Source organism: Streptomyces sp. NPDC004327, assembly GCF_042873935.1.
Classification (GTDB): domain Bacteria; phylum Actinomycetota; class Actinomycetes; order Streptomycetales; family Streptomycetaceae; genus Streptomyces.
On record NZ_JBIAME010000001.1, the window covers coordinates 384315 to 408927 of the forward strand.

Below are 24613 nucleotides of genomic sequence, written 5' to 3' on the forward strand. Positions count from 1 at the left end.
CAGGAGCATCGATGCGCACCGTAGGGGTCGAAGAGGAACTGCTGCTCGTCAGCGCCACGACGGGCGAGCCGCTCGCGGTGTCGTCCTCCGTGCTCGCCGCGGCGGCGGCAGGGGGCGGCGAGGAGGCGGGCGGCGGCTTCGAGAAGGAGCTGCAGCAGGAGCAGGTGGAGTTCGCCACCAGGCCCCTGAGCGACATGCGCGAACTGCGCGCGGAGATCGTCCGGTGGCGCGCCGAGGCGGCGCGCCACGCGAAGGCGGCCGGCGCCCGCGTCGCGGCCCTGGCGACCTCGCCGCTGCCGGTGGAACCGTCGCGCAACCCCGGCCGCCGGTACCGCTGGATGGCGGAGCAGTTCGCGCTCACCACGCAGGAGCAGCTGACCTGCGGGTGCCACGTCCACGTCGCCGTGGAATCCGACGAGGAGGGGGTCGCCGTCCTGGACCGGATCCGGCCCTGGCTCCCCCTCCTGAGCGCGATCAGCGGCAACTCGCCGTTCTGGGACGGCCAGGACAGCGGCTACAGCAGCTACCGCAGCCGGGTCTGGAACCGCCTGCCGTCCGCCGGGCCGTACGAGCCCTTCGGCAGCGCCGAGGGCTACCACGCGCGCGTGCGCGACATGCTGGCGACCGGGGTGCTGCGCGACGAGGGCATGATCTACTTCGACGCCCGGCTCTCCCACACCTACCCGACCGTGGAGATCCGCGTCGCCGACGTGTGCCTGGAGCCGGACACCACCGTGCTGGTGGCGACCCTGGCCCGGGCTCTCGTCGAGACCGCCGCGCGTGCCTGGCGCGCCGGGGAGCCGCTCGCCCGGATCCTGGTGGGACTGCTGCGGCTCGCCTCCTGGCGTGCCGCGCGCTCCGGACTCCAGGGACCGCTCCTCGACCCCCGCACGATGAGCGAGACGCCGGCCGAGGTCGCCCTCGACGCCCTGCTGGAGCACACGGACGCGGCGCTCGGCGCCACCGGCGACCGGGCCGGGGCCCACCGCGCCGTGGCCGCCCTGAAGGAGCGGGGCGGCGGTGCCCGGCGTCAGCGCGACCTCCGCGACCGCGGCTGCGATCTCTCGGAGGTCGTACGGGAGTGTGCCCGGATCACCGTCGGCGAGGACACGTGACGCGTCCGGCCCCGGCGCGCCGGGGCCCGCGCCGGGCGTGGACGGAGGCGAGCCGGGGGAGCGGCCGGCACAGGAAGGGTCTCGTCGGGCTCCTCGCGGGATCGTGTGCATGAAGCGGCGGACCATGGGCAGGTGCCGGACGAACGCCGCCGTCCGGCCTCCCCCCTCCGGATGGCGGCGTTCCCGGCTCGCCCGGCTCGCTCGGCGTGGATGCCGCCGTCGCCCGGCCGGTCGGGTGACGCCCCGCCGGCCGGGCTTGTCGTACGCCTACCGGGCTGCGCCGTCCAGGGCCCCCACCAGGGGCGGGGTGGCCAGTCCGGTGCCTTCGCGGAGGCCTTCGAGGAAGGCCGCGACCGCCTCGGAGGCCGTGCGGGTGGGAACCCAGTCGAGTTCCTCGCGAGCCCGGCCCGCGTCGAGGAGCGGCAGCCGCAGGACGGCGTCCAGCAGCCCGGGCGCGGCGGGGACCAGGCGCAGCCGCCAGGCCGCGGCCAGCGCGGCGCGGACCGCCGGGGCGGGCAGCGGCACGGCGCGGGCATCCAGCAGCCGTGCCACGGCCGCGCTGTCCAGAACGGGGTCCGCGACCAGGTTGAAGGGACCGCGGACGGGGCGCACCACGGCCCGCCGGTACGCGTCGGCCGCGTCGTCGGTGTGCAGGGCCTGGAAGCGGAGCCCCGTGACCGCGGGCAGCACCGGCAGCAGGCCGGGCCGGACGAGCCGGCCGGGGAGCAGCGGGCCCCCGAAGATGCGGCGCTGCTCGGACGCCGACGTGGCCTTGAAGAGGAAGGCCGGCCGCATCCGTACCACCCGCATGTCCGGGTGGGCCAGTTGGTAGCCGTCGAGGTACCGCTCCAGGTAGGCCTTCTCCCGGGTGTAGGCGGCACCGGGCCACCCGTGGGTCGGCCAGGACTCGTCGACGGGCCGGCCGTCGGAGGGGCCCGGCGAGTAGGCGCCGACCGAGGAGGCGTGCACCAGGACGTGGATCCCGGCCCGGGCGCAGGCCTCGAAGACGCGGATTCCGCCCAGTACGTTGGTGCGCCAGGTCTCCACCGGGTCGTGGGTGGGCTGGAACTTCCAGGCGAGGTGCACCACGGCGTCCGCCCCCGCGAACAGCCGGTCGAGGTCGGCCCCTCCCGGGTCGATGTCCGCCGCCTCCCAGCGCACCCCGCGGACTTTCAGGTCCGGTGTGCGGCGGGCGAGGCCCAGCACGTCCGTGACCGTCGGCTCCGCGGCGAGCGCGTGCACCACGCTGGTCCCCGCGTTGCCGGTCGCACCCGTCACCACGACCTTCATGACGCCCACCTGACCTTGACGAACGGGCGGTGCGACCGCTGCCGGCCGGCAGCGGAAGACCGGTGCGGCACCGGTCGGGCGCCCGGTGTGAGGGCCCTGCGCACGGCGGCCAGCCGCAGGTCCTCCAGCTGCTCGATCTGGCGCTCGGCACGGTCCGCCAGGTGGTGGACCGTGCCGGCGTCGATCCGGTCGTCGTCGCGGGCGACCTCGCCCAGAGACCGCCAGAGGGCCAGCTTGCCCTCCACTCCCAGACGGAGCGACTCCAGGTCCAGCACGTCGCTGAGGGGCGAACGGGACACCAGCCGGCCGTTGAGCTTGGCCCGGCCGACCTTCTCGGCGCACCGCATGATCAGGGCCCGGGTCCGCATCACGGGAACGCCGAGCGCGGTCATGATCCTCACCAGGCTCTCGCGGTCCTCGGCGATCTCGTCGGCCAGTTCCCGTAGCCGACGTCCGGCGGGCCCGTGGCCGTGCGCCCTGCTGACACGGCGGACGAGTGCGTCGCCGGCAGCCGAGCCCGCGTAGTGGTCGTTGAGGTAGATGCGGAGCAGGCGCTCCGGATCCGGGGAGGGGGACCGGGAACGGCCGCGGTCGGAAGACATGTCACCAACTCCCGTCGAAACGGTGGCCCGGCCGGAAGGACGGACCGTGAACGAAGTTCGGGCGCGGCGCGCGGCCGCTTCCGTTTGAAACCTGGCATGTCTGCCTCTCGGCATGTCGGCGTGCGGCCCCGCGGGCGGCTCGATCCGTCACGACGGGACGTAGGTGAAGAGATCGTCGGACTCGGTGAATTCCAGCAGTCTGATCATCTGGTGGCTCGGCGCCGCCAGGACGACGTGGGCGCCCTGATTCAGCGCCTGCAGTCTGGCGGACAGGAGCACGTTGAGGCCCGAGGAGTCGCAGAAGGAGGAGTTCCGCAGGTCGACGACGATGTCCGAACCGGCGGGGGCCCGGTCCAGGGCTGCCGCAAGCGATGCGCGCAGTTCCTCCGCGTGTTCGTAGTCCATTTCGCCGCTCACGCGGACCACGTTCCGGCCGCGTTCCGTGCGTGCGGCCGGGCGGTCCGAGTGGGTGGCACCGGTGGCCATGATGCACCTCCTGTGTGCTGTCGGGCCCCTGCCCGGTGCGGCCCGCTCCATGCCTTGCCGATCCCGTCGTTCCGACGGGGCGGCCGTGCGCCGGGCGGAGGTGTGCGCGCTGGACCAGGGCCTGCCGGGCGGATCATGGCCGGGGTCGCGCCTGATCCGCCGGACAGGCCCTAGCCCTCACCGGCTTCGGCCGTGCCGTGCGGCTCGGCGAGGAGCGCGAGGAGGCCGGCGATCTGGTGGCCGGCCTCGGCGGGGTGCCGGAAGAGGGAGCCCTGGACGATGCCGTAGCGGTTGCGGCGAGCGTCGTCCGCGCGGCTGCGCGTGAGGTAGCCCGCCTCTTCGAGGTCGGCGATGATCGCCTGTACCGTGCGCTCGGTGACGCCGCAGATCGACGCGATGTCCCGGAGGCGCAGACCAGGATCGCGAGCGATCGTCAACAGGACTCGGGCGTGGCTGGTGAGGAAAGTCCACTCCGGGTGAGAGTCTCCGGTCCTCCTCATACGGACATGGTGCACCCGGGGACGGACCCCGGCAATCACCTGAAGTGGATTTCATGCAATCGTTGACAGGTAATCCCTTTTATCGGACAATTCATACCAAAGGTGCCGTCCTCCTGAAGGCGTGATGACTCACTTCTCCGACGCTCCTCGCCCCGCCTCCCGTCCGGAAAGCGAGGGCGACGGAGAGGTCAGCGTCTCCGTGAGAACGACTCCGGGCGGCACGGCCGCCACCATCCGCGGCGAACTCGACGTCGCCAGCGCCACCTACGTGAGAACGGCCCTCCTGCAGGCTCTGGAGGAGTGCGTCGCGGGCGGTGTGGTGACGCTCGACCTCTCCCGGGTGACGTTTTGCGACTCCACCGGTCTGAACGTCCTGCTCCGCGCCCGCCGCTGGGCCCTGGACGAACACCGCGCCCTGATCATCAACGCGGCGAGCCCTCAGATGGCCCGCCTTCTGGACATGACCGGGGCCGCCCCGCTCTTCGCGGAGAAGACCTGACAGCTCCGCGGCATCAGGCCGAGAACAGACGCCCGCTGCGCGGCACGATGCCACGCGGCGGGCGTCGTCGTGTCAGGAGCCGTGCCGCCGGGGCAGTCACCGTTCGTTCCCGGAGAGCGGCGGCAGGGGCGTGCGCAGGGCGCTCTCGTCGCGGGTCCAGGCGTCCACCACGTGGCTGCCGAGCCGGTCCTCCAGGAGGGTGGTCGCGGCGATGCCGAAGGCGACCTCGCCGGCGAGTGCGGGCTCGTCCTCCAGGAGACCGCCCACGACCTCACGGCGCACCAGCTGCTCGTGGACCGCGTCGGCCTCCACGTGCTCCTCGAAGTACCGCTCGGCGGCGGGGCCCGCCCCGGTCCGGCGCATCGCCGCGACGATGCGGGCGGCGGCGGGCGGCGAGGTCGTCTCCATCACGGCGAAGTGCCCCACGAGCGCCCCGCGCAGTCTCCTGTGCAGGCCGAACAGCGACATCAGGTTCGAGACGGCGAGGAGCTCCGCACCGGCGGCGTCCGTGCAGGCCCCGTACGAGGGGTCGAGACCCAGGTCGGCCATGAGGTCCGCGTAGAGCCGGGAGTGCATCCGCTCCGCCCGCCCGGCGCCGTACTCGTCGTACTCGACCGCGACCATCGCCGCCTTGGCGCGCCCGCGCAGCCGGGGCACGACCCACAGGTGCGGATCGGCCTCACGCAGCTGGTGCACGGAACGCAGTGCCGCGTACTCCCGCAGGTGCCACAGCTCGCCCCGGGACAACAGGAAGTGCGAGACGCCGGAGTCGTCGTCCGATTCGACGAGCAGGGCCGACAGGGCTTCGTCGAGGTCCGCGCGATGCCGGCAGTCGTGGCGCAGCGCGCTCTCGAAGCGCTGCTCCAGCACGGCCCGCACCCCGAGCAGGCCGGGGTCCCACTCCAGCGTGTCGGGAACCCCCGCGAAGCCTCGGTAGTGGAGCTCGTAGCAGAGGTGGAGGGCCAGGTGGAGGTCCTCGCCGTACGGGGAGCAGCGCGCGATCTCCGCTGCCCGGGGCAGTCGCGCGGGACCGCCGCCGAGGAGCCGGTCCCGTACGGCGCGGGAGACCTCGCCGCGCGCCTCGGGCGTCTCGGGTTCCGCGGCGGGAGCCGTCAGGAGCAGCGTCATGACCTCTCCGCCTCCCCGGTCGCACGGCGGGAGCGGCGGCGCACGCGCGGCCGGTGGCTCGTGTCGCAGAACGGCGCCCGCAGGCTCCGCCGGCAGGTGCAGAGGGCCATCACGGGCCGCTCGCAGCGGATCACCGTCCCGTCCGGCATGACGATCTCCGCGGGCCCCTCGACGAGCAGCGGACCCTCCGGCAGCGGCCGGACGCGCGGCGGATCCGAACGGGCCCGCCGGGGCCCGGGCCCTCCCGCTCCGTCGTCTTCCGCGGACCGCACCCGCGGGGTGTCCTCGTTCGGGGAAGCAGACATCACCCACACCACCCATCGCGTCGACTGCGTCGGTACCGCACGACTGCCCGCTCCTCCGGGCCCGAACCGAGCCCGGGACGGGCCGCGGAGCATTGGATTCCGGCCGGCCGCAGCGGGCAGTCGCCAGAGCGGGACAACGACCGGACGGAGGAGGCTCACATGCGCGGGAACGACGACGGCACGACGGCGGGCGACCGGCACGCGCTCAGCGACGCGGAGTTCCGGGACCTGATGACGGAGGCGCGCGCCGAGCTGCGGCGGCGCCGGCTCGGTGACGCGCCGCGGGCGGAGCCCGACTACGCCCTGCGCACCCAGCACGCCGAGTTCGGGGCCGCCGCCCACTGACCCGGCGGACCGACCGAGGAGGAACCATGGGCGTGGACAAGGAGACGACCGCGGCGGAGGCGCCACCGCGCTTCGCCGAGAAACGCGACGGCGCCAACGGCGGCCGACGCGGCGGGGACCGTCCCGCCGACGGTCCGGCCGAGCCCGCCGACGGTCCGGCCGAGCCCGGCGCCGAGCCGGGAGACGGCGACGCGCGCGGCTCCGACCGGCCCGAGCCGGAACGGCCCGGCCCTTACCCCGGCCCGCTGCCGAGCAGCCCCGACGAAGAGCCGGGCGTCTGATCCCGGGGCGGAGGCACCGGCATGCCCGCACCGGTGACATGCCGCCAGACCCGCCGGCGAGGGACGCCCCTCGCCGACGGGTCTCCGGCGCGCTGTCGGAGGCCTGCCCTCTACTACGACTTCTGCCCGGCGCGGACCCCCTCGGTGATGCGCTTGCCGACGCCCGCGTCGATGTTGTTCCAGTACGCGAAGGCGCGCTCCAGGACCGGTTCGCTCACGCCGTCGAGAAGGTGGCCGACCACGTTGTTCACGAGCCGGTCCCGGGCCGCGTCGTCCATGACCTCGCGCACGAGGGTGCCGGGCTGACCCCAGTCGTCGTCCTCCGGGTGCGAGACGTACGCCGTCCGGGTGATCTCGCCGTCGACGCTCCAGCTCGGCGGACTTCCGTACCGTTCGGTGTCCGCCGCGGGCCCGCCCTTGGAGTTCGGCGCGTAGACCGGGTCGGAGGTCTTCCGGTACGCCATCGCCCCGTCCTTGGAGTAGGTGTGGACGTCGACGACCGGCGCGTTGACCGGTAGCTGCTGGTAGTTGGTGCCGAGGCGGGCACGGTGGGCGTCCGCGTACGAGAAGAGCCTGGCCAGCAGCATCCGGTCGGGGCTCGGCCCGATGCCGGGGACGAAGTTGTTCGGCTGGAACGCGGCCTGCTCGATCTCGGCGTGGTTGTCGGTCGGGTTGCGGTCCAGCGTCATCCGGCCGACCGGGATGAGCGGGTAGTCGCCGTGCGGCCAGACCTTGGTGAGGTCGAACGGATTGAACCGGTACCCGGGGGCGTCCTCGTACGGCATGACCTGGACGTGCAGGGTCCACGACGGGAAGTCGCCGTCCCTGATGTGCTCGAACAGGTCCCGCACGTGGACGTCCGTGTCGACGCCGGCCATCCGGTCGGCCTCGTCCTGGGTGAGGAACTCGACGCCCTGGTCGGTCTTGAAGTGGTACTTCACCCAGAAGCGCTCACCGGACGCGTTGATCCACATGTACGTGTGCGAGGTGTAGCCGTTCATGTGCCGCCAGGTCCGGGGGACGCCGCGGTCTCCCATCAGCCAGGTGACCTGGTGCGCGGACTCGGGCGACAGGGTCCAGAAGTCCCACTGCATGTCGTGGTCGCGCAGGTTGTTGTCCGCCCGGCGCTTCTGGGACCGGATGAAGTGCTGGAACTTCATCGGGTCCTTCACGAAGAAGACCGGCGTGTTGTTGCCGACCATGTCGTAGTTGCCCTCGGACGTGTAGAACTTCAACGCGAAGCCGCGCGGGTCACGCCAGGTGTCCGGGCTGCCGCGCTCACCGGCCACGGTGGAGAACCGTGCGACCAGATCGGTACGGACACCCGGCTGGAACAGCGCCGCCCGGGTGTAGCGGCTCACGTCATGCGTGACCTCGAAACGGCCGAACGCCCCGCTGCCCTTGGCATGCGGCTGGCGCTCCGGGATCCGCTCCCGGTTGAACTGCGCCATCTGCTCGATCAGGTAGGCGTCCTGGAGGAGGACAGGGCCGCCGGGCCCCGCGGTGAGCGAGTGTTCGTCGCTCTCCACCGGGGCGCCGGAATCGGTCGTCGTCGCGGGGCGGATCTCGGTCATTGCTCTGCCTTTCGTCGTGGCACACGCACACGCCCACCCACCCTCGTCCGGATCGGCACAAGCCGCTACCGGAGAGTCCGGCGCGTCAGGGCCGTGCGGCGTCGGTCGCCCGGGAGGTGAGGATGCGGGGGAGCCCGGCCGGGTGCTCCCTGGTGAGCCAGCCGACGAGCTCCTCCCGTACGGCGCAGCGGGTCGTCCACAGGTCGTCCGGGTCCTTGGCGGTCACGAGCGCGCGGACGGTGATGCCGGTCGGCGAGGTGTCGGTGACGGCGAGGTCCCAGGCCCGGCCGTCCCAGCCGGGACAGGTGCCGAGGAACGTGCGCAGGTGGGCGCGCATCAGATCGACGGGCACGGAGTGGTCGCAGTGGACGAAGACCGTGCCCGTCAGCTCGTTGCCGCCGCGCGACCAGTTCTCGAAGGGCCGGGAGGTGAAGTAGGAGATCGGCAGGGTGACGCGGCGCTCGTCCCACGTCCGGACGGTGAGGAAGGTGAGCGTCACCTCCTCCACGATGCCCCACTGCTCGTCGACGACCACCGTGTCGCCGATGCGCACCATGTCGCCGAAGGCGATCTGGAAACCCGCGAAGAGGTTGCCGAGCGTCGACTGCGCCGCCACGCCCGCCACGATGCCGATGATCCCGGCGGAGGCGAGCAGCGACGTGCCGAGCCCGCGGAACGAGGGGAACGTGACGAGCACGAAGGCGGCGGCGATCACGCCCACGGCCACCGACACCACCCGGGTGAGCAGGGTGACCTGCGTCCGTACGCGGCGCAGCCGGGCCGCGTCGCGCGTACGCCCCGCGTACCGCGCGTACGCGGACTCGACGACGGCCGAGACGAGGCGGATCGTCAGCCAGGCGCCGCCTCCTATCAGGCACAGCAGGAGGACGTGGTCCAGTACCCCGGCACGGTCCAGCAGCGGAGGCCACCCGGTCGCGCGGTAGGACGATCGGAACGCGGCGCACAGCAGGACGGCGTGGAGCGGCGTACGACAGCGCCTCAGCAACCCCCAGAGCGGGGTGTCGCGGTGGCGTGCGTCCGCGTACCGTGCGAAGAGTTCCGCCGCCCTGCCGACGGCCAGTGCCACCAGCACCGAGCCGCCGAGGACGAGCGCCAGTCGGACAACGCTTTCCATGACTCCCCACTCGACGAAGGAACACAGTCGTCCTTCTCACCTCACCGCCGGCCCGTTCGGCAAACACACTGCCCGCGCGTCTCCTCGGCGGTCGCGGGGATCGAGCCGCGCGCCGATGGCTCACCGGCCCCGCGGATGCCACTCGGCGAGGAGGACCGTGGCGTCGTCGTGCAGGTGATGGTCCTGGTGCACGAGGATCTGCTTGATGAGGCGGCGCAGGGCTTCGGGAGCGGGGAGACCGGCCGCGAGGGAACGGACGACGGCGTCGGTCAGACGCTGCTCGCCGAAGAGCTCGCCCGCGGAGGAGCGTGCGTCGGTGACGCCGTCGGTGAACAGCAGCAACCGGTCACCCGGCTGCAGGTACGTGCTGTGCAGGGCCGGGGCCGGGAAGTCGTACCCGGTCAGCCCGAGCGGTGGGTGGGCCGCGCGGTCGAGCGCTCCGGACACGACGTGGCCGTCACGGATCAACAGCGGTGCGGGATGGCCGCAGTTGATCCAGTCGAGCCGGCCGGTGGTGGTGTCGAGGTCCGCCAGGACGCAGGTCAGCAACCGCTCCGGGATCCAGCGGTCCAAGGTGCGGCCGATCTCTTCGGCGACGTCGGAGAGCTGCCCGCCCGCGCGCCGGGTGGAGCGGCAGGCGGCCAGCGCGACGGCGCTGCAGCCGCCGGAGGCGAGGTCGTGGCCCATGGCGTCCAGCAGCGCCAGGTGCAGCACCTCTCCGGCCAGGCTGTGGTCGTACGCGTCCCCTCCCACCTCGTACGCGGGCTCCAGGAGGGCGCTGGAGGTCACCGCCGGGGTGCCGATGGTGCGTGGTGGCACGAACGCCCACAGCAGCTCCGCCTGCAGGCTCATGGGCCGGGTGCGCATGATGTCGGCGAGGAGGTCGCTGTACGGCTGCTTGGTCGCCAGGATCAGAGCGACCAACCCGGCGAGGGCCTCGCACCGGTGCAGCAGCGACGCGTCGAGGTCCGGCGCCGTCACCCGCAGCACCCCGAGCCGGCCGATGCCGTCCACGACCGGGATCCATCCCGTCCGTTCGGTGTCGTCGGCGTCCGGCAGGCTCACCTGAACGGTCTCGGTGCGGTAGGCGCGTCCGGCGAGTGAGTTGTCGACGGGCAGCGTCTCCGGGCCCACGGTCTCACCGTCCGCGTCGCGGCTTCGCGCCTGCTCGGAGGTCGGCAGCGCGACGAGGCCGAGCTGCTGCAGGTCGGCCACGTACACGCCGGCATCGGTCAGTCCCAGGCGCCGCCCCGCATCCCGTACGAGATCGGAGATCGCACGGGGTCCGGCGCGGTGGGACGCGGCCAGCACGTCCGCCAGGACCGCTCCCAGAGTGTCGCTCTCCACCGGCACCCGCCCGCCTTTCGCCACTGGTCACCGGCCGACCCCGGTGACCGTCTCATCATGGGCGGAAACAGCGCCGGCCGCGGCGGCGCCGCGCGCGACGAGGGGGAGCACCGGGCCTGCGTCCCTGTGTCCTGACGCCGCCGAGCTCCGCACCGGCCGGCCCGTGCACGCCCCCAGGGCGCCCCCATCGACACCGACCCGTCACGTTCGGCGGCGGAACGGCGGCTGACGGCGAGCGCGCACCCCGCGTCTGTATGTGTGCGGCCCATCGCGTTAAGGCTATGTGTGCGCGGCCCACCGCGTTTAAGGCTACGCGGGAGGGGCACAGGCCGGGAGACCACGACCGGAGCGCCCGTGCGCCGGGGCTGTGTCATGCTCGGCATATGGAGGCTGAGCCCGCGTCCTCGGTCGGCGGCGCGTCTCCGGAGGTGCTGGCGCTGGCCAAGGTGGTGAGCAGGCTGCGAGCCGAGGTCGCGGACCTCGAGGCCGGAGCTGCGGCGGCCGCCGTCCTCGAACGGGCTGCGGGCGTGCTCATGGCCCGGGAGGGGGCCTCGGCCGAAGAAGCACATGAACTCCTGAGGCAGCGCGCCGCGCGGTACGACCGCACCCTCGCCGAGGAATGCTGGCTCACGCTGGGAAGTACCGGCCGGACGCCGGCCTTCAGCCCGGCCGCCCCACCGCCTCCCGCCCCTGTCGGCGCCGCGCCGTCTCCGTCTCCGTTCGACGCCGCGCGGTACGCGGTACGTCCGGCCGGCAACGCCCAGCACGTGCTCCTCGCCCGCCTGGCCGACGGCCTGGCCGCCGCGAACACCGCGAGCGAGGTGGCCCAGCTGCTCCTGCGCGTCCTGGGCGATGCCGAGCAGATCGACGCGGTCATGATCTACGCCGTGGATGGCTCTGGAAGTCTGGAGCTGACGGGCCACGCCGGGCTCGACCCGTCGCTGACCGAACAGTGGAGTCACGTCCCGCCCATGGCGGGCGTGGCGGCACGGGAGGCCCTGACCGAGGCCCGTGCGGTGTGGCTGGAGAACGCCAGGCTGGACGCCGACCGGTACCAGCTCATCGCCGGCCCGTGGCCCTCGCGTGCCTGGATCCCACTGCCGGGGGAGCAACCGGCGACCCTCGCCATCGGCTTCTTCCGGACCGTGGCCGGGCCCTTCTCCAACAGCACCCGGAGCCTCCTCCGCCGCGCGGTCCGGCTGTGCGAAGGACGCCTGCGCGGCTCAGGGCGGCCGGGCGCTCACGCGTCGACGGACGAGGACGACAGTGTGGTGGCCGTCCAGACGATCTTCGACGTCCTCTCCGGCCCCGCGGTCCTGCTCACCCCGATGCGTTCGGCCGACGGCCGCGTCGAGGACTTCCGGATCGACGCGGCGGCCGCCGAATCGGTCGACGTCGCCGGGCGGCGAGGCAGGGACCTGGTCGGCCGCAGGATCCTGGAGACGTATCCGACGGTGGCCGGCAGCGACCTGTGGGAGGGATACCTCGACACCCTGACGACGGGAAAGGTCTACGAAGGGCCGCCGTTCACGTACGAGGAGACGGCCCTGGGGGTGCCCTACGAGTCCGTCTACTCGGTGCGGGTCTCACCCCTGGGCGGCCGACTGGTGGTCTGCTGGATCCGCCACGACACCAGCGAGCGCGAAGCGCGCCGCCTGGACGACCTGCAACGCCTGGGCAACCTCGGCTGGGCGAGCTGGAACCTGAGGACCGACACCATCACCTGGTCGGATCAGGTCTACACCATTTTCGTCCGCGATCCGCGACTGGGGCCGATGCCCCTGGAGGAACTCCCCGGCCACCTCCTGCCGGACGATCTCGCGCGGCTCGGAGCGGCCGTTCAGCGCCTGCTGGGCGACGGCACGGCGATCGACGAGCCCTTCCGCATCGCCACCGCGCGCGGCGTACGGCACCTCCGGATCGTCGCCGAGGCCCACGTGGACTCGGCCGGCACCCCCGTCGAGGTCCACGGCTTCTTCCAGGACCTGACCGCCCAGCGCGGCACCGAGATCGCCCTCCGCGAGAGCGAACGGGCCAACCTGGTCCAGCGGGGCATGCTCAAGGCCGAACGTGCCCTCGCCGCCCGGCTGCAGGAGACTCTGCTGCCCATCCCGGAACAGTCGCTGGACCTCACCGGCCTGCGCGTCGACGTCGCCTACCTGCCCGCCGACACGGGCGTGAACGTCGGAGGAGACTGGTACAGCGCCATCGAGCTCCCCGACGGCGGCGCCCTCTTCGTCGTCGGCGACGTCGCCGGTCACGGCCTGGCAGCCGTCGGCACCATGGCTCAACTCCGCTTCAGCGCGAAGGGGATGGTCATCACCGGATCCAAGCTCCCCATCGTCCTGAGCCGCCTCAACGCGCTGCTGCTCCACACCGCCACCGAGTCGTACTCCGCCACCGCGACCATGGTCATGGCGCGGTACCGGCCCGAGGACCACCAGCTGACCTGGGTCAGGGCCGGGCACCTGCCGCCCCTGCTGATCCGCGACGGCGTGGCACGGTATCTGGTTCAGCCCGAAGGATGCCTGCTCGGTGCGTCGTTCGAGGCGCCGTACGGGCAGGCCTCGTTCACCTTCGTGCCGGGCGACCACCTCGTTCTCTACACCGACGGCCTCGTCGAGGTTCCCCACGAGGACATCGACGAGGGGCTCACACGACTGGCGGACACGGCGGCCCGCCTCGTGCGGGAGGGGAACGCCCGAACCCTCGCCCGCACCCTGGTCGCCGGGCACCCGCGCCACCGCGACGACATCTGCGTCCTCGACATCCACCTGCCCCGTCCCGAATCCCCGGCCGATGAGGACCGGACGCATCCGGATCCGCCTCCTTCGTGACGACCCGGCCACGCACCAGCACCCGCGCCGGAGACGGCCACGAGAACGCAGGGCGATCCTGGATGAATCGACATGCTTTGTTCGGTCTTATCCGGGTAGCGGATCAATAGCTCTCTCTGGAGGTGACGGGCATGGCCGCTGGCAAGAAGGCCAAGGACATGGGCAAGACCGCCAAGGGCAAGACGAAGGAGGTCACGGGCAAGGCCGTCGGCAACGAGAGCCTGGAGATGAAGGGGCGTGCCGAGCAGGCCGCCTCCGACGCGAAGCAGGCCGGCCGGAAGGCGAAGGACACGCTCAAGCACTGATCTGCAGCAGGTGACTACAGCAGGTGAGGAGGCCGACGGCGGGAGCCGTGGCCTCCTCACCTGCTGTAGTCACCTGCTTGTTGCTGTAGTGCCCCTGCTGTAGAGGCGGGAGCCAAGCAGGTGGCCGTGCGCGAGCACGGCCACGACGGGACGGGACGGTCCGGTGGGTGGGGTTCAGCGTCGACGCCGCGAGGGACGACGCCGCGAGGGACTGGGCTCCTCGTCCTCGTCGGCGTCTTCCTCGTACTCCTCGTCGTCGTACTCCTCGTCGTCCTCGTCGGGCTCGGACTCCTCCTCCGGTTCCTCCTCGCCCTCGCCCTCTTCCCCTTCGGCTTCCTCGTCCCTTGCACCCTCCTCGTCCTCGTCTTCCGGCGCTTCCTCGTCCGGTTCCTCCTCGTCCCGCTCCTCGCCCTCCTCCTCCAGGGCTTCCTCGTGGGTGCGGACGACCTCGCCGTCCTCGATCTGCCCGCGCCAGCCTTCTGGCTCCTCGTTGGAGAGAGACACGAAGCGATCGAAGTGCTTCAGGTCCAGGCGCAATCGCCTGCCCTGCGCCCGCCAGAGGTTTCCGGTCTTCTCGAAGAGCCCGGAGGGGTAGTACTCCACGACGAGGAGGATCCGGGTGAGGGAGGGCGCGAGCTCGTGGAAGCTCACGCAACCGCGTGTGGTCCCCTTGGCTCCTTCCGAGGTCCAGACGATTCTCTCGTCCGGTATCTGCTCCTGCACGGTGGCTTTCCAGCTGCGGGTGGAGGGGCCGACCTTGACCTTCCAGTCGCTGGTCGTGTCGTCACCCTGGGAGACGCTGCGCACACCCTTGGCGAAACTGCTGAAGTCCTCGTACTGCGTCCAGTGGTTGTAAGCGGTGCGCAGGGGCACGCCGACGTCGATGGTCTCGACGATGTTCATGGACTTGCCGCCGCCCTTGCGGCCCCGCTTCTTGCCACCGAGCAGTCCGGAGCCCACGTCCTTGACCTTGTCCTTGAGGCCCCCGACGGTGTGGCCGAGCATGGCCTTGACCGGTGAGTCGCCCTGAAGCAGGCGGCCGCCGATGTCCCCGAGACTGCCGCCGTTCTCCGCGACGTCCTGGAGGCCGTCGGTCAGATCGCCCAGCTTGTCCACGGCCTTGTCCGCGAGATGGTCCGCCTGAGTGGCCAGATACGCGGAGGCCTCTTCCATCAGCCGGTCGAACCCGGACCGGTCGTCGCTGTTCGCACGTGTGGTGGCCATGGTTCACCTCCGAGCAGTGGTCTTGCGGCTGGTCGTCTTGGCGGTCTTCTTCGCCGCGGTCTTGGACGCGGGAGCACGCCCCGCACCCTTCTTCGCCGCCGTCTTCCTGGCCGCCGGTTTCGACGCGGCCTTCTTGGCCGGAGCCTTCTTGGCCGGAGCCTTCTTGGCAGGGGTGCTGCGCTTCGTCCCACTTGAGGAGGGCGTGCCCGTCGTGCCGGTGCCCGTCCGCCGCGTGGGAGTCTTCGTCCCGGCGCTCGCGCTCCTGCCCGCGGTCTTGCTCGGGGCCTTGCTCGCGCTCTTGCCGGCGGTCTTCTTCGCGGGTGCGGTCTTCTTCGCCGGGGCCGCACGCTTCGCCGGGGCGGTCTTCTTCGCCGGGGCGGTCTTGCGGGCCGGGGCCCGGCGCCGGGTCGTCCTGGAGGCCGACGCGGAGGAAGTGCGGCGGCGAGCCGGCGGTGCTTCCTCCTCCGCTCCCTCGTCTTCTTCCTCCTCGTCCTCCTCGTCGAGGTCCTCCTCCTCTTCCTCCTCGTCCGAGGGCTCCGCGGACCCCGGCTCCTCCTCTTCGGGTTCTTCCTCCTCGTCCCACTCGTCCTCGTAGGGCTCCTCCTCGTAGTCGCCCTCCGCCTCGTCGTCCTCCTCCGCGTCGTCCCCGTTGCCCTGCTCCAGGGCGAGAGTGCGTTCGTGCAGGGAGTCGGCGAGATCGGCCATCCGGCGGTTCGCGGTGGCCACGAGCGCCTTGCGTCCGGCGTCGAGCGCCTCACCCTTGATCTGGTCGCTGAGCTCGGCCATCTGGGGCATGTCGGCCAGCTTCTTCAGGCCTTGCGTCGCGAGCTCCCGTGGATCGAGGCCGAAACGCCGACCCGCGGCGTACGTGATCAGGGAGAAGGCCAGACGCCCCTTCTTGAACCGCCCCAGTACGTAGCCCCCGGCGACTGCGGCCGCCAAGGCGATCTTGGTCGTGTCCTCCATGAGCTTTTCCCTTCACCTGGTGCGCCGGACGTCGCCGCGATTCCGTGCGCCACGGGGGACGCCCTGGTGCGGGCGACGAGACGCCACCGCTCGCGCTGTCACTACGGGGACTGCTCTGACACGTGGCAGATATGCGTGAAATGTGGAGAGTGAAGAAATCTCGTAGGAATCACGGTGTTTGGTACGGGCATGGGTGGGCAGCCGCACGATTCAGTTCGCGAGGGGAGCAGGCTCATGGCCTCAGCACAGCCGGGCCGCAGCCGACGTCCTCCTCCGGAGGAGGATCAGGACCGAGAGGTGCCCGCCCGGAAGGCCGTCGCTCGCGCGAAGTCCGCGCGTAAGACGCCGACGCGCCGGAAGACCTCCGGTGCGGCCGCGGCGATGCGGTCCGCGGTGGAACAGGTCTCGGAGCTCCTGGGGCGCGTCCCCGAGTCGGTCTCGTCTCTCCGGCCGATCGAGGACGGCTGGGAGGCCCAGGTCGAGGTCCTCGAGCTGGAGCGGATACCGGACACCACCAGCATCCTCGCCAGTTACAAGGTCACGGTGGACGCGGAGGGCGAATTGATCTCGTACGAGCGCACTCGGCGATACAGCCGGGGCATGATCGACAGGCCGACCTGACCCGGGCCGGCGTGAAGGGAAGCGGCCATGACCATGGTGCCGCAGGGCGGAAGCGATGTCAGCAGAAGCGCGGGCGGAGGCACGAGCAGCCTCTACGACGTCCTGGAGTTGATTCTGGACCGCGGCCTGGTGATCGACGTGTTCGTGCGCGTCTCTCTGGTGGGCATCGAAATCCTGAAGATCGACGCACGCATCGTCGTCGCCAGCGTCGACACCTACCTGCGCTTCGCCGAAGCCTGCAACCGCCTGGACCTGGAAGCCGGCCGCAAGGCCCCCACCCAGTTGACCGACGTCATCGGCGACACGGTCGAGAGCGGGGCGCGTGGCAAGTCCAAAGGGGCCATCAGCGGCGTCGTGGACGCGGTGACGCAGTCCTTGAGCGGCTCGTCCGACGACGAAGAAGAGGAAGAGCCGGAAGAAGAACAGGAAGAGCCGGAAGAAGTGGCGGTGGAGGAAGAAGCTCCCCGACGTCGTCGCCCCGCCCGGCGCACCGCTCACCGAGAGAGGGAGTAGACGATGTCCCTCTACGTGTACTCCGTCATCGCCGCCGAACACCCTTGCCGGCTGGACGGGTTGACGGGCGTCGGAACGGAACCCGCGCCGGTGCGCGCCGTCACCGCGGGGCGACTGCGAGCGGTCGTCTCGGACGTCGACGAGGAGATCCGGCCCAGACGCCGCGACCTCGCCGTCCACCAGGAGGTACAGGACCGGCTCATGGCCGACGGCACGGTCCTCCCGCTGCAGTTCGGCTACACCGCCCCCGACGACCAGGCGGTCGCCCAGGTGCTCCTGGAACAAGCGGACGGCTATCTGGAGGCGTTGGAGCGGTTGCGGGGCTGCGCCGAGTACCAGGTGAAGGCCTCTCAGGACGAGGACGTCCTCCTGAGGGAGATCCTTTACGCGTCGGACCGGGCGCGGCAGCTCAACGACCGGATCCGGGGCGGCGACCCCGATCCCCGGCTGCCGCTGGAGCTGGGTGAGCTCGTCGCCGCGGAAGTGAGGGACAGGCGGGAGGACCTGGCCGCCGGACTGATCCGCTCGCTCGTCCCTCTCGCACGGGACCACAGCGTCCGCGCCCCGGCCGACGGAGACATCCTCAACATCTCCCTCCTGGTCCACGACGACGACAAGAACGCCTTCCTGGAGGCGGAGGCCCGCCTCGCCGAGCAGGTGGAGGACGTGGAGTTCCGGTTCAACGGGCCGCTGCCCCCGTACAGCTTCGTGTAGCCACGTGCGTGCGGGCAGGTGCGCTCAGGCGCGCTCGGCAGGGGAACACCAAGGAAGAACGTCATGGGAATGCTGGCCAAGCTACTGACCGCGCCGCTGCTGCCCGTACGGCTCGTGACGTGGGCGGCGGAGAGGGTCCTGGACCAGGCGAACGAGGAGTACTACGACCCGGGCCCCGTCTACGCGGCCCTTGCCGAACTGGAGCGCAGCCTGCTGGACGGAGAGATCGACCAGGCCACGTTCGACAGCCAGGAGGACGAACTCCTCGACCGGCTCGACGAGATCGCGCGATTCCGGCAGAGCCGGCAGTGACCCAGGAGGTCGGGTGCCGTGACTGACCCGCTTGCCCACAGGATCCCCCCGGTGCCGTCCCGGGCGATGCCGGCGTCGTACCCGCCGTCCTCGTCGGCCAGCCTTGCCGACATCCTCGAACGCGTCCTGGACAAGGGCATCGTGATCGTCGGGGACATCCGGATCAACCTCCTCGACATCGAGCTGCTCACCATCAAGCTGCGGATCCTCATAGCGTCGGTGGACAAGGCCAAGGAAATCGGCATCGACTGGTGGGAGCACGATCCCTCGCTCTCCTCGCGCCACAGCGGTGACCCGCTCGCGGAGGAGAACCGTCGCCTGCGTGCCGAGGTGGAAGCCCTGCGACGTGAGCGACTGGACGCCGTCCCGCAGAGCCCGACAGAGGAAGGCGCGGAGCGGGACGAAGGGGTTCGGTCCAAGGACGCCACGAGAGAGAGGCGCGCACCATGAACGGCGAGCCCGACCTCACCTACGTCTACGCCGTGGCCGCCGGCACCCCGGGGCTCGACGAGTCGCTGACGGGACTGCGCGGCGTAGGAGACGCTCCGGTCACCTTCCTGGATCCCGGCCGGCCCGGATCGCCCGCCCCGGTGTTCGTCGTCAGCCGGGTCCCCGCCGACGAGTGGCGGGAAGAAGCCCTCAGATCCCGCTTCGAAGACCTGGGCTGGCTGGAGGGCACCGCCAGGGCCCACCACGGCGTCATCCAGGCCCTGACCGAGCACACGATCGTCCTGCCCCTGCGACTGGCCACCCTCTACCAGAACGACGACCGCGCACGCGAAGCCCTGCGCGAGCAACAGGACGCCTTCGCCGCCCGACTCGCCCTCCTGGCCCGCCACGCCGAGTACGGAGTCAAGGTCTACATCGCCGCCGGAGCCGCCACGGCCGACGACATCCACGCCGAGGCCCCCGCCCAGCCCACGGCGCCGGCGGCCGACGCCCCCCACGACCAGGCCCGGGCCCACTCCACCGCCCCGGCGGACGACCCGAGCCCCGGCAAGGCCTATCTCCGGGCTCGCCGGGCCCAGCACCACGCCCGGGAGGACCGCTACCTGCAGGCCCGGCAGGCAGCGGATCGCATCGCGGCCGTGGCGGCCCCCCTTGCCACGCACGCCGTCCGCCACCCCGCGCAGACCGGACCGCTCACCCGCGGCGAGAACGGCGAGAACGTCCTCAACGACGCCTACCTCGTCCCCGACGAGAAGGCAGAGGCCTTCCGCGCGGCACTCGACAAGGCGGGCCAGGGCCTGCCCGGCATCCGCATCGAAGTCACCGGGCCCTGGGCGCCCTACTCCTTCGCCATGCCGCCGGCGGTCCCAGCCGACGACCCGGACGACCGCCCAGGCGCTCGATCATGACCGTGGCCGGACGAGACGACGCCCTGCCCGGCCGGCAGGTCGCCCTCGTCGACCTTCTTGACCGGCTCCTGGCCGGAGGCGTCGTCATCACAGGCGACATCGTCCTGACGATCGCCGACATCGACCTCGTACGCATCTCCCTGCGGGCCCTCATCACTTCCGTCACCCACTCCGACGACCCCCACGCCCTCAGGAGCCGGTCATGAACGCGCATCCCGACGGGCGGCCGCCTCCCGACCTGGACGCCCTCGGCGCCCCGCTGGCCCGCGCCTTCCGGCTGGTCCAGGAGCCTCCGGCCCCGCCCGGCGAAACCCGGCCCCCGGCACACCGCATCCGCACGGATCCCGACGCGGTCGGCGAGGACCTCCTCAAGCTGGTCCTCACCATCGTCGAACTCCTCCGGCAGCTGATCGAACGCCAGGCCCTTCGCCGCGTCGACTCGGGCGACCTCACCGACGCGCAGGAAGAGGAACTCGGAGCGACTCTCCTCGCCCTCCACGACCGCATGACCGAGCTGTGCAGGGAGCACGGATACACGCTCGAGGACCTCAACCTGGACCTCGGCCCGCTGGGCACCCTGCTTCCGCCTTCGGACTGACACGGAGATCCGGCGCAGGAGGGTGCGGGAGAGGGCGGGGCCGCGCGTACGGCGGAAGAACGGCCGAGCCGCGCGTACGGCGGAAGAACGGCCGAGCGGCTTCCTTCCTACCCCTGGACGGGACAGGAAGGAAGCCGCTCGGCCATGTGCGGGACGGATCGGAGCGCGGGTCGCCGACGCATTCGCGCGTCGCATGCGTCGCGTCCGTCGCCTCCCGCATCACCTGTGCCGCGTGAACAAGCGGAACACCGCGAGCAGGATGAACGATCCGACGATGGCGGCGATCCAGGTCGAGATCTCGAAGAAGCCGTCGATGGAATCGACGTGGAAGATGACCTTGCCCAGCCAGCCGCCGAGCAGGGCGCCCGCGATGCCGATGAGCGTGGTGACGATGATGCCGCCCGGGTCCTTTCCCGGCATCAGCATCTTGGCGATGATGCCCGCGAGAAGCCCGAGGAGGATCCAAGCAAGTATTCCCATGATTCCTGATGTCTCCCGATGTGACGTTCCGGTGAGCTGGGTCGACCAGCTCGGCTGCGCGTACCCCCGATCCGATCAGGGAAGCGCGTCCTTCCCCTTCTCCTTCAGGCGCCGGGCCTTGCCCCGCATCTGCAGCGCGCTGCCCTTGGCCGCGAGCTTCTCGTTCCCCATCGCGTGGGCGGACTTCCTGATGGCGCTGCCGGCCACCTCTTCCATCTGCCCCTTCGTCTTCTCCCAGGTGCTCATCTCTCGCCCTTCCGCAGGCTCTTTCCACACCTCGGGCTACCACTTGCGCCGAACCGCCGTCGGCGACACGTTGTGCAGGGCCCGCCGGACCGTCATCCGGACACTCCAAGCCATCAGGTGGAGCTCCCACTTCGTGATGCGCACCAGACTCCGGCGTACTACGGCCCGTGGTTTCCATCGGGAGAGCACCCCGTGCCGGTGGCTGCCCACTCCGTATTTCACCCGGCCCTCCTGACGCTCGGCGCAGCCGGGCAGCTGCCCTCGAAGACGCAGGTGACCGAAGTGATCGCGGTGGCCTTCGCTTTCGTCTTCTAGACCTGCGAGTGCACCATAAGTTCGACTTTAAACATTCAGGAACCGGGGAGATGCCAAGAGATCAGCGAGAACGTCGGCCGTCATGCCCGTGGCGCCGCGGGGCGCGCTGCCTACGCTGGGGGAGTGACCCGAAACTCCAGGCCCGTGGCCGTCTTCGACCTCGACAACACCCTCGCCTCCACCGCCCACCGCCAGCACTTCCTCGAAGGGCGCCCGCGCGACTGGGACGGCTTCTTCGCCGCCGCCCCCAAGGACCCGCCGCTCCCGGACGGCATCACGCTCTGTCGGGAGGCCGCGGTCGAGTGCGACATCGTCTATCTCACCGGCCGCCCCGAGCGCTGCCGCCGCGACACCCTCGACTGGCTGGCGGCCCAGGGGCTCCCGGACGGCCCGGTGCACATGCGCCGCGACCGGGACTTCCGCCCGGCGCGTCAGACCAAGCTGGACGTGCTGCGCCGGCTGGAGCGCGAACGCGAGGTACGGATGCTCGTGGACGACGACGAGCTGGTGTGCGACGCCGCGGAGGCGGCGGGGTTCACGGTCGTGCGCGCCCGGTGGGCGGCGGCGTCGGAGGCGCTGACGGAGGCGCAGGAGACGGAGGGCCGGACCTGAGGGGGGATTGGATCCAAGCTCCAGCGTCGGGGATCCAGCGTCCGGGATTCAATCTCCAGGATCAGGCGTCCGGGATCCAGCCTCCGGGGTCCGGGATCCACTCTCCAGCGTCGGGGATCCAGCCTCCGGGGCCCGGGATCCAACCTCCAGGATCCGGCATCCGGGATCCGGGATCCAATCTCCTGGATCCGGGATCCTGGATACCGGATCCCGGATCAGGCGCCGTCCTCCAGGCGGAATCCCACCTTGAGGCCCACCTGGTAGTGCTCGATCGCCCCGTCGGCGAGATGCCCGCGCACCTCCGTGACCTCGAACCAGTCGAGACCCCTCAGGGTCTGCGAGGCCCGCTCGATCCCGTTGCGGATGGCCTGGTCGACGCCTTCGGTGGACGTTCCGACGATCTCGGTGACGCGGTAGGTGTGGTTCGACATGGAGCCGGACTCCTCTCGGGGTGCCCCCGGTGCGTTCCCTCCACCGTGCCCCACCGGGCCGGGCTCCGCGACACGTCCGCCGCCGGCCGGGCGGCTCGGCCGGCGCCCGGATCACCCGGCGAGGACTTGACCATCCCCTTTGGTCCAGACCAGAATCCAGGCCACCAACCCGCGCGAACCTCCCGTTCGGTCCCCCCACACGTCGGGTCAGCCCCCTACGCAGAAGGTGACCTACGTGAAGAACCGCCGTCTCGTCTGTCCCCTGGCAGTCGTCTCCGCCCTCGCCCTCTCCGGGTGCGGGCTGCTCCCCGGTGGGGGGAGCTCCACCAGGACGGTGCACGTCTGGCTGATGCGCGACAGCGTCAGCGACGACTTCCTGAAGCGGTTCAAGGAGTCCTTCGAGGCCGAGCACGACGGCGTCGAACTCCAGGTCACCATCCAGGACTGGACCGGCATAGGGAAGAAGGTCACCGAGGCCATCGAGGGCCCCGGCGGCCCCGACGTCATCGAGGTCGGCAACACCCAGGTCGCCCAGTACGCCGACACCGAGAAGCTCTACAACCTCACCCTGGAGTCCGTCCGCGACCTCGGCGGCAAGGACTGGCTGCCCGGTCTCGCGGAGCCCGGCAGCATCGACGGCTCCCAGTACGGCATCCCGTGGTACGCGGCCAGCCGCATCGTCATCTACAACAAGGACCTCTTCGAGCAGGCCGGCGTCGAGCCACCGAAGAGCCGCGCCGAATGGCTCGCCGACACCAAGAGGCTCGACAAGGGCGACGGCCAGGGCATCTACCTCGCCGGCCAGGACTGGTACACGCTCTCCGGGTTCATCTGGGACGAGGGCGGCGAACTCGCCGTCGACAAGGGCGGCGTCTGGGCCGGCGCCCTCGACAGCCCGGCCGCGCTGCGGGGCATGGAGTTCTACAAGGAGCTCCAGTCGCTCGGCGACGGCCCCAAGAACGCCGACGAGCAGAACCCGCCGCAGGCCGAGGTCTTCGCCAAGGGCGACGTCGCCCAGATCATCGCGCCGCCCAGCGCGGTCCCCGCCATCACCAAGGCCAACCCCGCGCTCAAGGGCAAGCTGGGCTACTTCCCCATACCCGGCAAGAAGTCCGGACAGCCCTGCGCCGTGTTCACCGGCGGCTCCGACCTGATCGTCCCGGAGAACGCGCCCGAGCGCACCGCCGCCATCGACGTCGTCAAGGCCCTCGCCGGCGAGAAGTGGCAGGGCGAACTGGCCCGCGCCATGAACTACGTGCCCAACAAGAGCTCCCTCGCCTCCCTCGTCGCCGGCCAGGAGGCCACCGCCACCATGGCCGCCGCCGCGGCCCGGGGCCGCGCCACCCCCAACTCGCCGCAGTGGGCCGACGTCGAGGCCGACAACCCCATCAAGCCGTACATGACCTCCGTCCTCATGGGTGACGACCCGAAGAAGGCGGCCGAGGCCGCCTCCGAGAAGATCACCGACAGCCTGGCCGAGTAGGCCACGCGCGGGGCGCTCCGCCCACCATTCAGCGCCTCCACACCAACCGGCCCCCGGACGGTCACGTCGAATCCAGTCGGCAGCGGAAGAAACGAGGGGCCGGGCCACCGCTCGCACGGCCCGGCCCCGACCGTCCCTTCCGTAGCGCCGGAGGAGCCCGACATGGCCGCCGTACCCCTCGCCCAGCCCGTCGCCGTACCGATGGACGGATCCCTCGCCGCCGTACCGGCGCAGCCCCAGCCCGAGGGCGCCCCGCAGCCCCGCTACGTCGTGGGCCTCGCCCGCGACCAGGAGGACGTCCGCGCCGCCCAGCGGCTGCGCCACCTGGTCTTCGCCGGCGAGATGGGCGCCCGTCTCGACGGGCCCGAGCCCGGTCTCGACAGCGACGCCTTCGACGCCTACTGCGACCACCTGCTCGTCCGCCTGGAGGACACCGGCGAGGTCGTCGGCACCTACCGGGTGCTGCCGCCCGAGCGGGCCGCCGTCGCCGGACGGCTCTACTCGGAGAGCGAGTTCGACCTCACCCGGCTCGGCCCCGTCCGCCACGACCTCGTCGAGGTCGGCCGCTCCTGTGTGCACCCCGCGCACCGCAACGGCGCCGTCATCGCCCTGGTCTGGGCCGGCCTCGCCCGCTACATGACCCGCACCGGGCACAACTGGCTGGCCGGCTGCTGCTCCGTGCCGCTCGCCGACGGCGGCTCCCTCGCCGCCGCGACCTGGGACACCGTCAAGGCCAAGCACCTCGCGCCCGAGGAGTACTGGGTCACCCCGCACCGGCTGTGGACCCCCGACGCCGCCGTGCCGCCCGTCCAGGGCCGCGTGGAACTGCCGCCGCTGCTGCGCGGCTACCTCCGGCTCGGTGCCTGGGTGTGCGGCGCGCCCGCGCACGACCCGGACTTCGACTGCGCCGACCTGTACGTGCTGCTGTCGCTCGAGCGGACCAACCCCCGCTACCTGCGTCACTTCCTCTCGCTCGCCCCGGCCCGGTGAG

Annotated in this window: 31 protein-coding genes; 17 read left to right on the forward strand and 14 right to left on the reverse strand. The window is 71.5% G+C overall.

Features of this window, described 5'->3' with window-relative positions:
* Window positions 1–11: 11 nt before the first annotated feature.
* Window positions 12–1115 (forward strand): glutamate--cysteine ligase, encoded by a 1104-nt coding sequence (locus tag ACFYU9_RS01590; RefSeq protein WP_389341339.1) that lies wholly within the window; start codon window positions 12–14, stop codon window positions 1113–1115.
* 267 nt (window positions 1116–1382) lie between these two features.
* Here the strand turns inward: ACFYU9_RS01590 and ACFYU9_RS01595 are convergent, their stop codons facing one another.
* The 4 genes from ACFYU9_RS01595 to ACFYU9_RS01610 form a co-directional block, all read right to left on the reverse strand.
* Window positions 1383–2405: an NAD-dependent epimerase/dehydratase family protein gene (locus ACFYU9_RS01595; protein ID WP_389209819.1), complete on the reverse strand. Its 1023-nt coding sequence runs from the start codon at window positions 2403–2405 to the stop codon at window positions 1383–1385.
* Window positions 2402–3007 carry a hypothetical protein gene (locus tag ACFYU9_RS01600; RefSeq protein WP_389341342.1) on the reverse strand — a complete coding sequence of 202 codons (606 nt, stop codon included), beginning with the start codon at window positions 3005–3007 and terminating at the stop codon, window positions 2402–2404. Before ACFYU9_RS01600 ends, ACFYU9_RS01595 begins: the two co-directional genes overlap by 4 nt.
* Before the next feature lie 147 nt (window positions 3008–3154).
* Window positions 3155–3493 carry an STAS domain-containing protein gene (locus tag ACFYU9_RS01605; protein WP_389209823.1) on the reverse strand — a complete coding sequence of 113 codons (339 nt, stop codon included), beginning with the start codon at window positions 3491–3493 and terminating at the stop codon, window positions 3155–3157.
* A gap of 170 nt (window positions 3494–3663) precedes the next feature.
* On the reverse strand, window positions 3664–3993 hold the full coding sequence (locus ACFYU9_RS01610) for a MarR family transcriptional regulator (RefSeq protein WP_389209825.1): 330 nt from the start codon (window positions 3991–3993) through the stop codon (window positions 3664–3666).
* A gap of 199 nt (window positions 3994–4192) precedes the next feature.
* Here ACFYU9_RS01610 and ACFYU9_RS01615 point away from each other — a divergent pair, with 199 nt between their 5' ends.
* On the forward strand, window positions 4193–4492 hold the full coding sequence (locus tag ACFYU9_RS01615) for an STAS domain-containing protein (RefSeq protein WP_389209827.1): 300 nt from the start codon (window positions 4193–4195) through the stop codon (window positions 4490–4492).
* Window positions 4493–4588: 96 nt separating this feature from the next.
* On the opposite strand, the gene ACFYU9_RS01620 is transcribed toward ACFYU9_RS01615, so the two are convergent.
* Window positions 4589–5620, reverse strand: coding sequence for an iron-containing redox enzyme family protein (locus ACFYU9_RS01620; RefSeq protein WP_389341345.1), 1032 nt, complete (start codon window positions 5618–5620; stop codon window positions 4589–4591).
* Window positions 5617–6018 carry a CDGSH iron-sulfur domain-containing protein gene (locus tag ACFYU9_RS01625; protein WP_389341348.1) on the reverse strand — a complete coding sequence of 134 codons (402 nt, stop codon included), beginning with the start codon at window positions 6016–6018 and terminating at the stop codon, window positions 5617–5619. Before ACFYU9_RS01625 ends, ACFYU9_RS01620 begins: the two co-directional genes overlap by 4 nt.
* A gap of 66 nt (window positions 6019–6084) precedes the next feature.
* Here ACFYU9_RS01625 and ACFYU9_RS01630 point away from each other — a divergent pair, with 66 nt between their 5' ends.
* Entirely contained in the window at window positions 6085–6270 is a 186-nt protein-coding gene (locus ACFYU9_RS01630; RefSeq protein ID WP_389209833.1) for a hypothetical protein, read from the forward strand.
* 26 nt (window positions 6271–6296) lie between these two features.
* The gene (locus ACFYU9_RS01635) at window positions 6297–6551 is read left to right on the forward strand and encodes a hypothetical protein (RefSeq protein ID WP_389341351.1); all 255 of its coding nucleotides are present in this window, start codon (window positions 6297–6299) and stop codon (window positions 6549–6551) included.
* Between the two features lie 113 nt (window positions 6552–6664).
* Here the strand turns inward: ACFYU9_RS01635 and ACFYU9_RS01640 are convergent, their stop codons facing one another.
* The 3 genes from ACFYU9_RS01640 to ACFYU9_RS01650 all read right to left on the reverse strand — a co-directional run bounded on the left by ACFYU9_RS01640 (window position 6665) and on the right by ACFYU9_RS01650 (window position 10607).
* Entirely contained in the window at window positions 6665–8125 is a 1461-nt protein-coding gene (locus tag ACFYU9_RS01640) for a catalase (RefSeq protein ID WP_389341354.1), read from the reverse strand.
* An 85-nt stretch (window positions 8126–8210) separates the two neighbouring features.
* Window positions 8211–9260 carry a mechanosensitive ion channel family protein gene (locus ACFYU9_RS01645; protein ID WP_389209839.1) on the reverse strand — a complete coding sequence of 350 codons (1050 nt, stop codon included), beginning with the start codon at window positions 9258–9260 and terminating at the stop codon, window positions 8211–8213.
* 120 nt (window positions 9261–9380) lie between these two features.
* On the reverse strand, window positions 9381–10607 hold the full coding sequence (locus ACFYU9_RS01650; RefSeq protein WP_389341357.1) for a PP2C family protein-serine/threonine phosphatase: 1227 nt from the start codon (window positions 10605–10607) through the stop codon (window positions 9381–9383).
* Window positions 10608–10990: 383 nt separating this feature from the next.
* On the opposite strand from ACFYU9_RS01650, the gene ACFYU9_RS01655 reads away from it, so the two are divergent.
* Together ACFYU9_RS01655 and ACFYU9_RS01660 are read left to right on the forward strand one after the other, a co-directional pair.
* On the forward strand, window positions 10991–13444 hold the full coding sequence (locus ACFYU9_RS01655) for a SpoIIE family protein phosphatase (protein WP_389341360.1): 2454 nt from the start codon (window positions 10991–10993) through the stop codon (window positions 13442–13444).
* Window positions 13445–13575: 131 nt separating this feature from the next.
* Entirely contained in the window at window positions 13576–13749 is a 174-nt protein-coding gene (locus ACFYU9_RS01660) for a CsbD family protein (RefSeq protein WP_389209845.1), read from the forward strand.
* Window positions 13750–13923: 174 nt separating this feature from the next.
* Here the strand turns inward: ACFYU9_RS01660 and ACFYU9_RS01665 are convergent, their stop codons facing one another.
* Together ACFYU9_RS01665 and ACFYU9_RS01670 are read right to left on the reverse strand one after the other, a co-directional pair.
* Window positions 13924–14973, reverse strand: a complete 1050-nt coding sequence (locus ACFYU9_RS01665; protein WP_389341363.1) for an SRPBCC family protein — start codon at window positions 14971–14973, stop codon at window positions 13924–13926.
* A 3-nt stretch (window positions 14974–14976) separates the two neighbouring features.
* On the reverse strand, window positions 14977–15939 hold the full coding sequence (locus tag ACFYU9_RS01670) for a histone protein (protein WP_389341366.1): 963 nt from the start codon (window positions 15937–15939) through the stop codon (window positions 14977–14979).
* Window positions 15940–16173: 234 nt separating this feature from the next.
* Between ACFYU9_RS01670 and ACFYU9_RS01675 the strand changes: the two genes are divergently transcribed.
* From ACFYU9_RS01675 to ACFYU9_RS01710, 8 genes are all read left to right on the forward strand, one after another.
* Entirely contained in the window at window positions 16174–16560 is a 387-nt protein-coding gene (locus ACFYU9_RS01675; protein WP_389209851.1) for a gas vesicle protein, read from the forward strand.
* A 27-nt stretch (window positions 16561–16587) separates the two neighbouring features.
* Entirely contained in the window at window positions 16588–17073 is a 486-nt protein-coding gene (locus ACFYU9_RS01680; RefSeq protein WP_389341369.1) for a gas vesicle structural protein GvpA, read from the forward strand.
* Between the two features lie 3 nt (window positions 17074–17076).
* Complete coding sequence (locus ACFYU9_RS01685) at window positions 17077–17787, forward strand: GvpL/GvpF family gas vesicle protein (RefSeq protein ID WP_389209855.1); 711 nt, start codon at window positions 17077–17079, stop codon at window positions 17785–17787.
* A 63-nt stretch (window positions 17788–17850) separates the two neighbouring features.
* Window positions 17851–18099 carry a gas vesicle protein GvpG gene (locus ACFYU9_RS01690; protein ID WP_389341372.1) on the forward strand — a complete coding sequence of 83 codons (249 nt, stop codon included), beginning with the start codon at window positions 17851–17853 and terminating at the stop codon, window positions 18097–18099.
* Window positions 18100–18117: 18 nt separating this feature from the next.
* On the forward strand, window positions 18118–18549 hold the full coding sequence (locus tag ACFYU9_RS01695; RefSeq protein WP_389341375.1) for a gas vesicle protein: 432 nt from the start codon (window positions 18118–18120) through the stop codon (window positions 18547–18549).
* Window positions 18546–19457, forward strand: a complete 912-nt coding sequence (locus tag ACFYU9_RS01700; protein ID WP_389341378.1) for a GvpL/GvpF family gas vesicle protein — start codon at window positions 18546–18548, stop codon at window positions 19455–19457. Before ACFYU9_RS01695 ends, ACFYU9_RS01700 begins: the two co-directional genes overlap by 4 nt.
* Window positions 19454–19663, forward strand: coding sequence for a gas vesicle protein (locus ACFYU9_RS01705; RefSeq protein WP_389341381.1), 210 nt, complete (start codon window positions 19454–19456; stop codon window positions 19661–19663). The genes ACFYU9_RS01700 and ACFYU9_RS01705 overlap by 4 nt, the downstream gene beginning before the upstream one ends.
* Window positions 19660–20055, forward strand: coding sequence for a gas vesicle protein K (locus ACFYU9_RS01710; RefSeq protein WP_389341384.1), 396 nt, complete (start codon window positions 19660–19662; stop codon window positions 20053–20055). Before ACFYU9_RS01705 ends, ACFYU9_RS01710 begins: the two co-directional genes overlap by 4 nt.
* A gap of 219 nt (window positions 20056–20274) precedes the next feature.
* Here ACFYU9_RS01710 and ACFYU9_RS01715 read toward each other — a convergent pair whose 3' ends face one another.
* Window positions 20275–20535 (reverse strand): GlsB/YeaQ/YmgE family stress response membrane protein, encoded by a 261-nt coding sequence (locus ACFYU9_RS01715; RefSeq protein WP_389209867.1) that lies wholly within the window; start codon window positions 20533–20535, stop codon window positions 20275–20277.
* Window positions 20536–20610: 75 nt separating this feature from the next.
* On the reverse strand, window positions 20611–20781 hold the full coding sequence (locus ACFYU9_RS01720; RefSeq protein WP_389209869.1) for a hypothetical protein: 171 nt from the start codon (window positions 20779–20781) through the stop codon (window positions 20611–20613).
* Window positions 20782–21219: 438 nt separating this feature from the next.
* On the opposite strand from ACFYU9_RS01720, the gene ACFYU9_RS01725 reads away from it, so the two are divergent.
* A complete protein-coding gene (locus ACFYU9_RS01725) occupies window positions 21220–21708 on the forward strand; it encodes a hypothetical protein (RefSeq protein WP_389341387.1) in 489 nt (162 codons plus the stop codon).
* A 215-nt stretch (window positions 21709–21923) separates the two neighbouring features.
* Here the strand turns inward: ACFYU9_RS01725 and ACFYU9_RS01730 are convergent, their stop codons facing one another.
* Window positions 21924–22139 (reverse strand): dodecin, encoded by a 216-nt coding sequence (locus ACFYU9_RS01730; protein WP_389209873.1) that lies wholly within the window; start codon window positions 22137–22139, stop codon window positions 21924–21926.
* A gap of 235 nt (window positions 22140–22374) precedes the next feature.
* Between ACFYU9_RS01730 and ACFYU9_RS01735 the strand changes: the two genes are divergently transcribed.
* Together ACFYU9_RS01735 and ACFYU9_RS01740 are read left to right on the forward strand one after the other, a co-directional pair.
* Complete coding sequence (locus ACFYU9_RS01735; RefSeq protein ID WP_389209875.1) at window positions 22375–23622, forward strand: extracellular solute-binding protein; 1248 nt, start codon at window positions 22375–22377, stop codon at window positions 23620–23622.
* A gap of 201 nt (window positions 23623–23823) precedes the next feature.
* Window positions 23824–24612, forward strand: a complete 789-nt coding sequence (locus tag ACFYU9_RS01740; RefSeq protein ID WP_389210383.1) for a GNAT family N-acetyltransferase — start codon at window positions 23824–23826, stop codon at window positions 24610–24612.
* The last annotated feature ends 1 nt before the right edge of the window (window position 24613 follow it).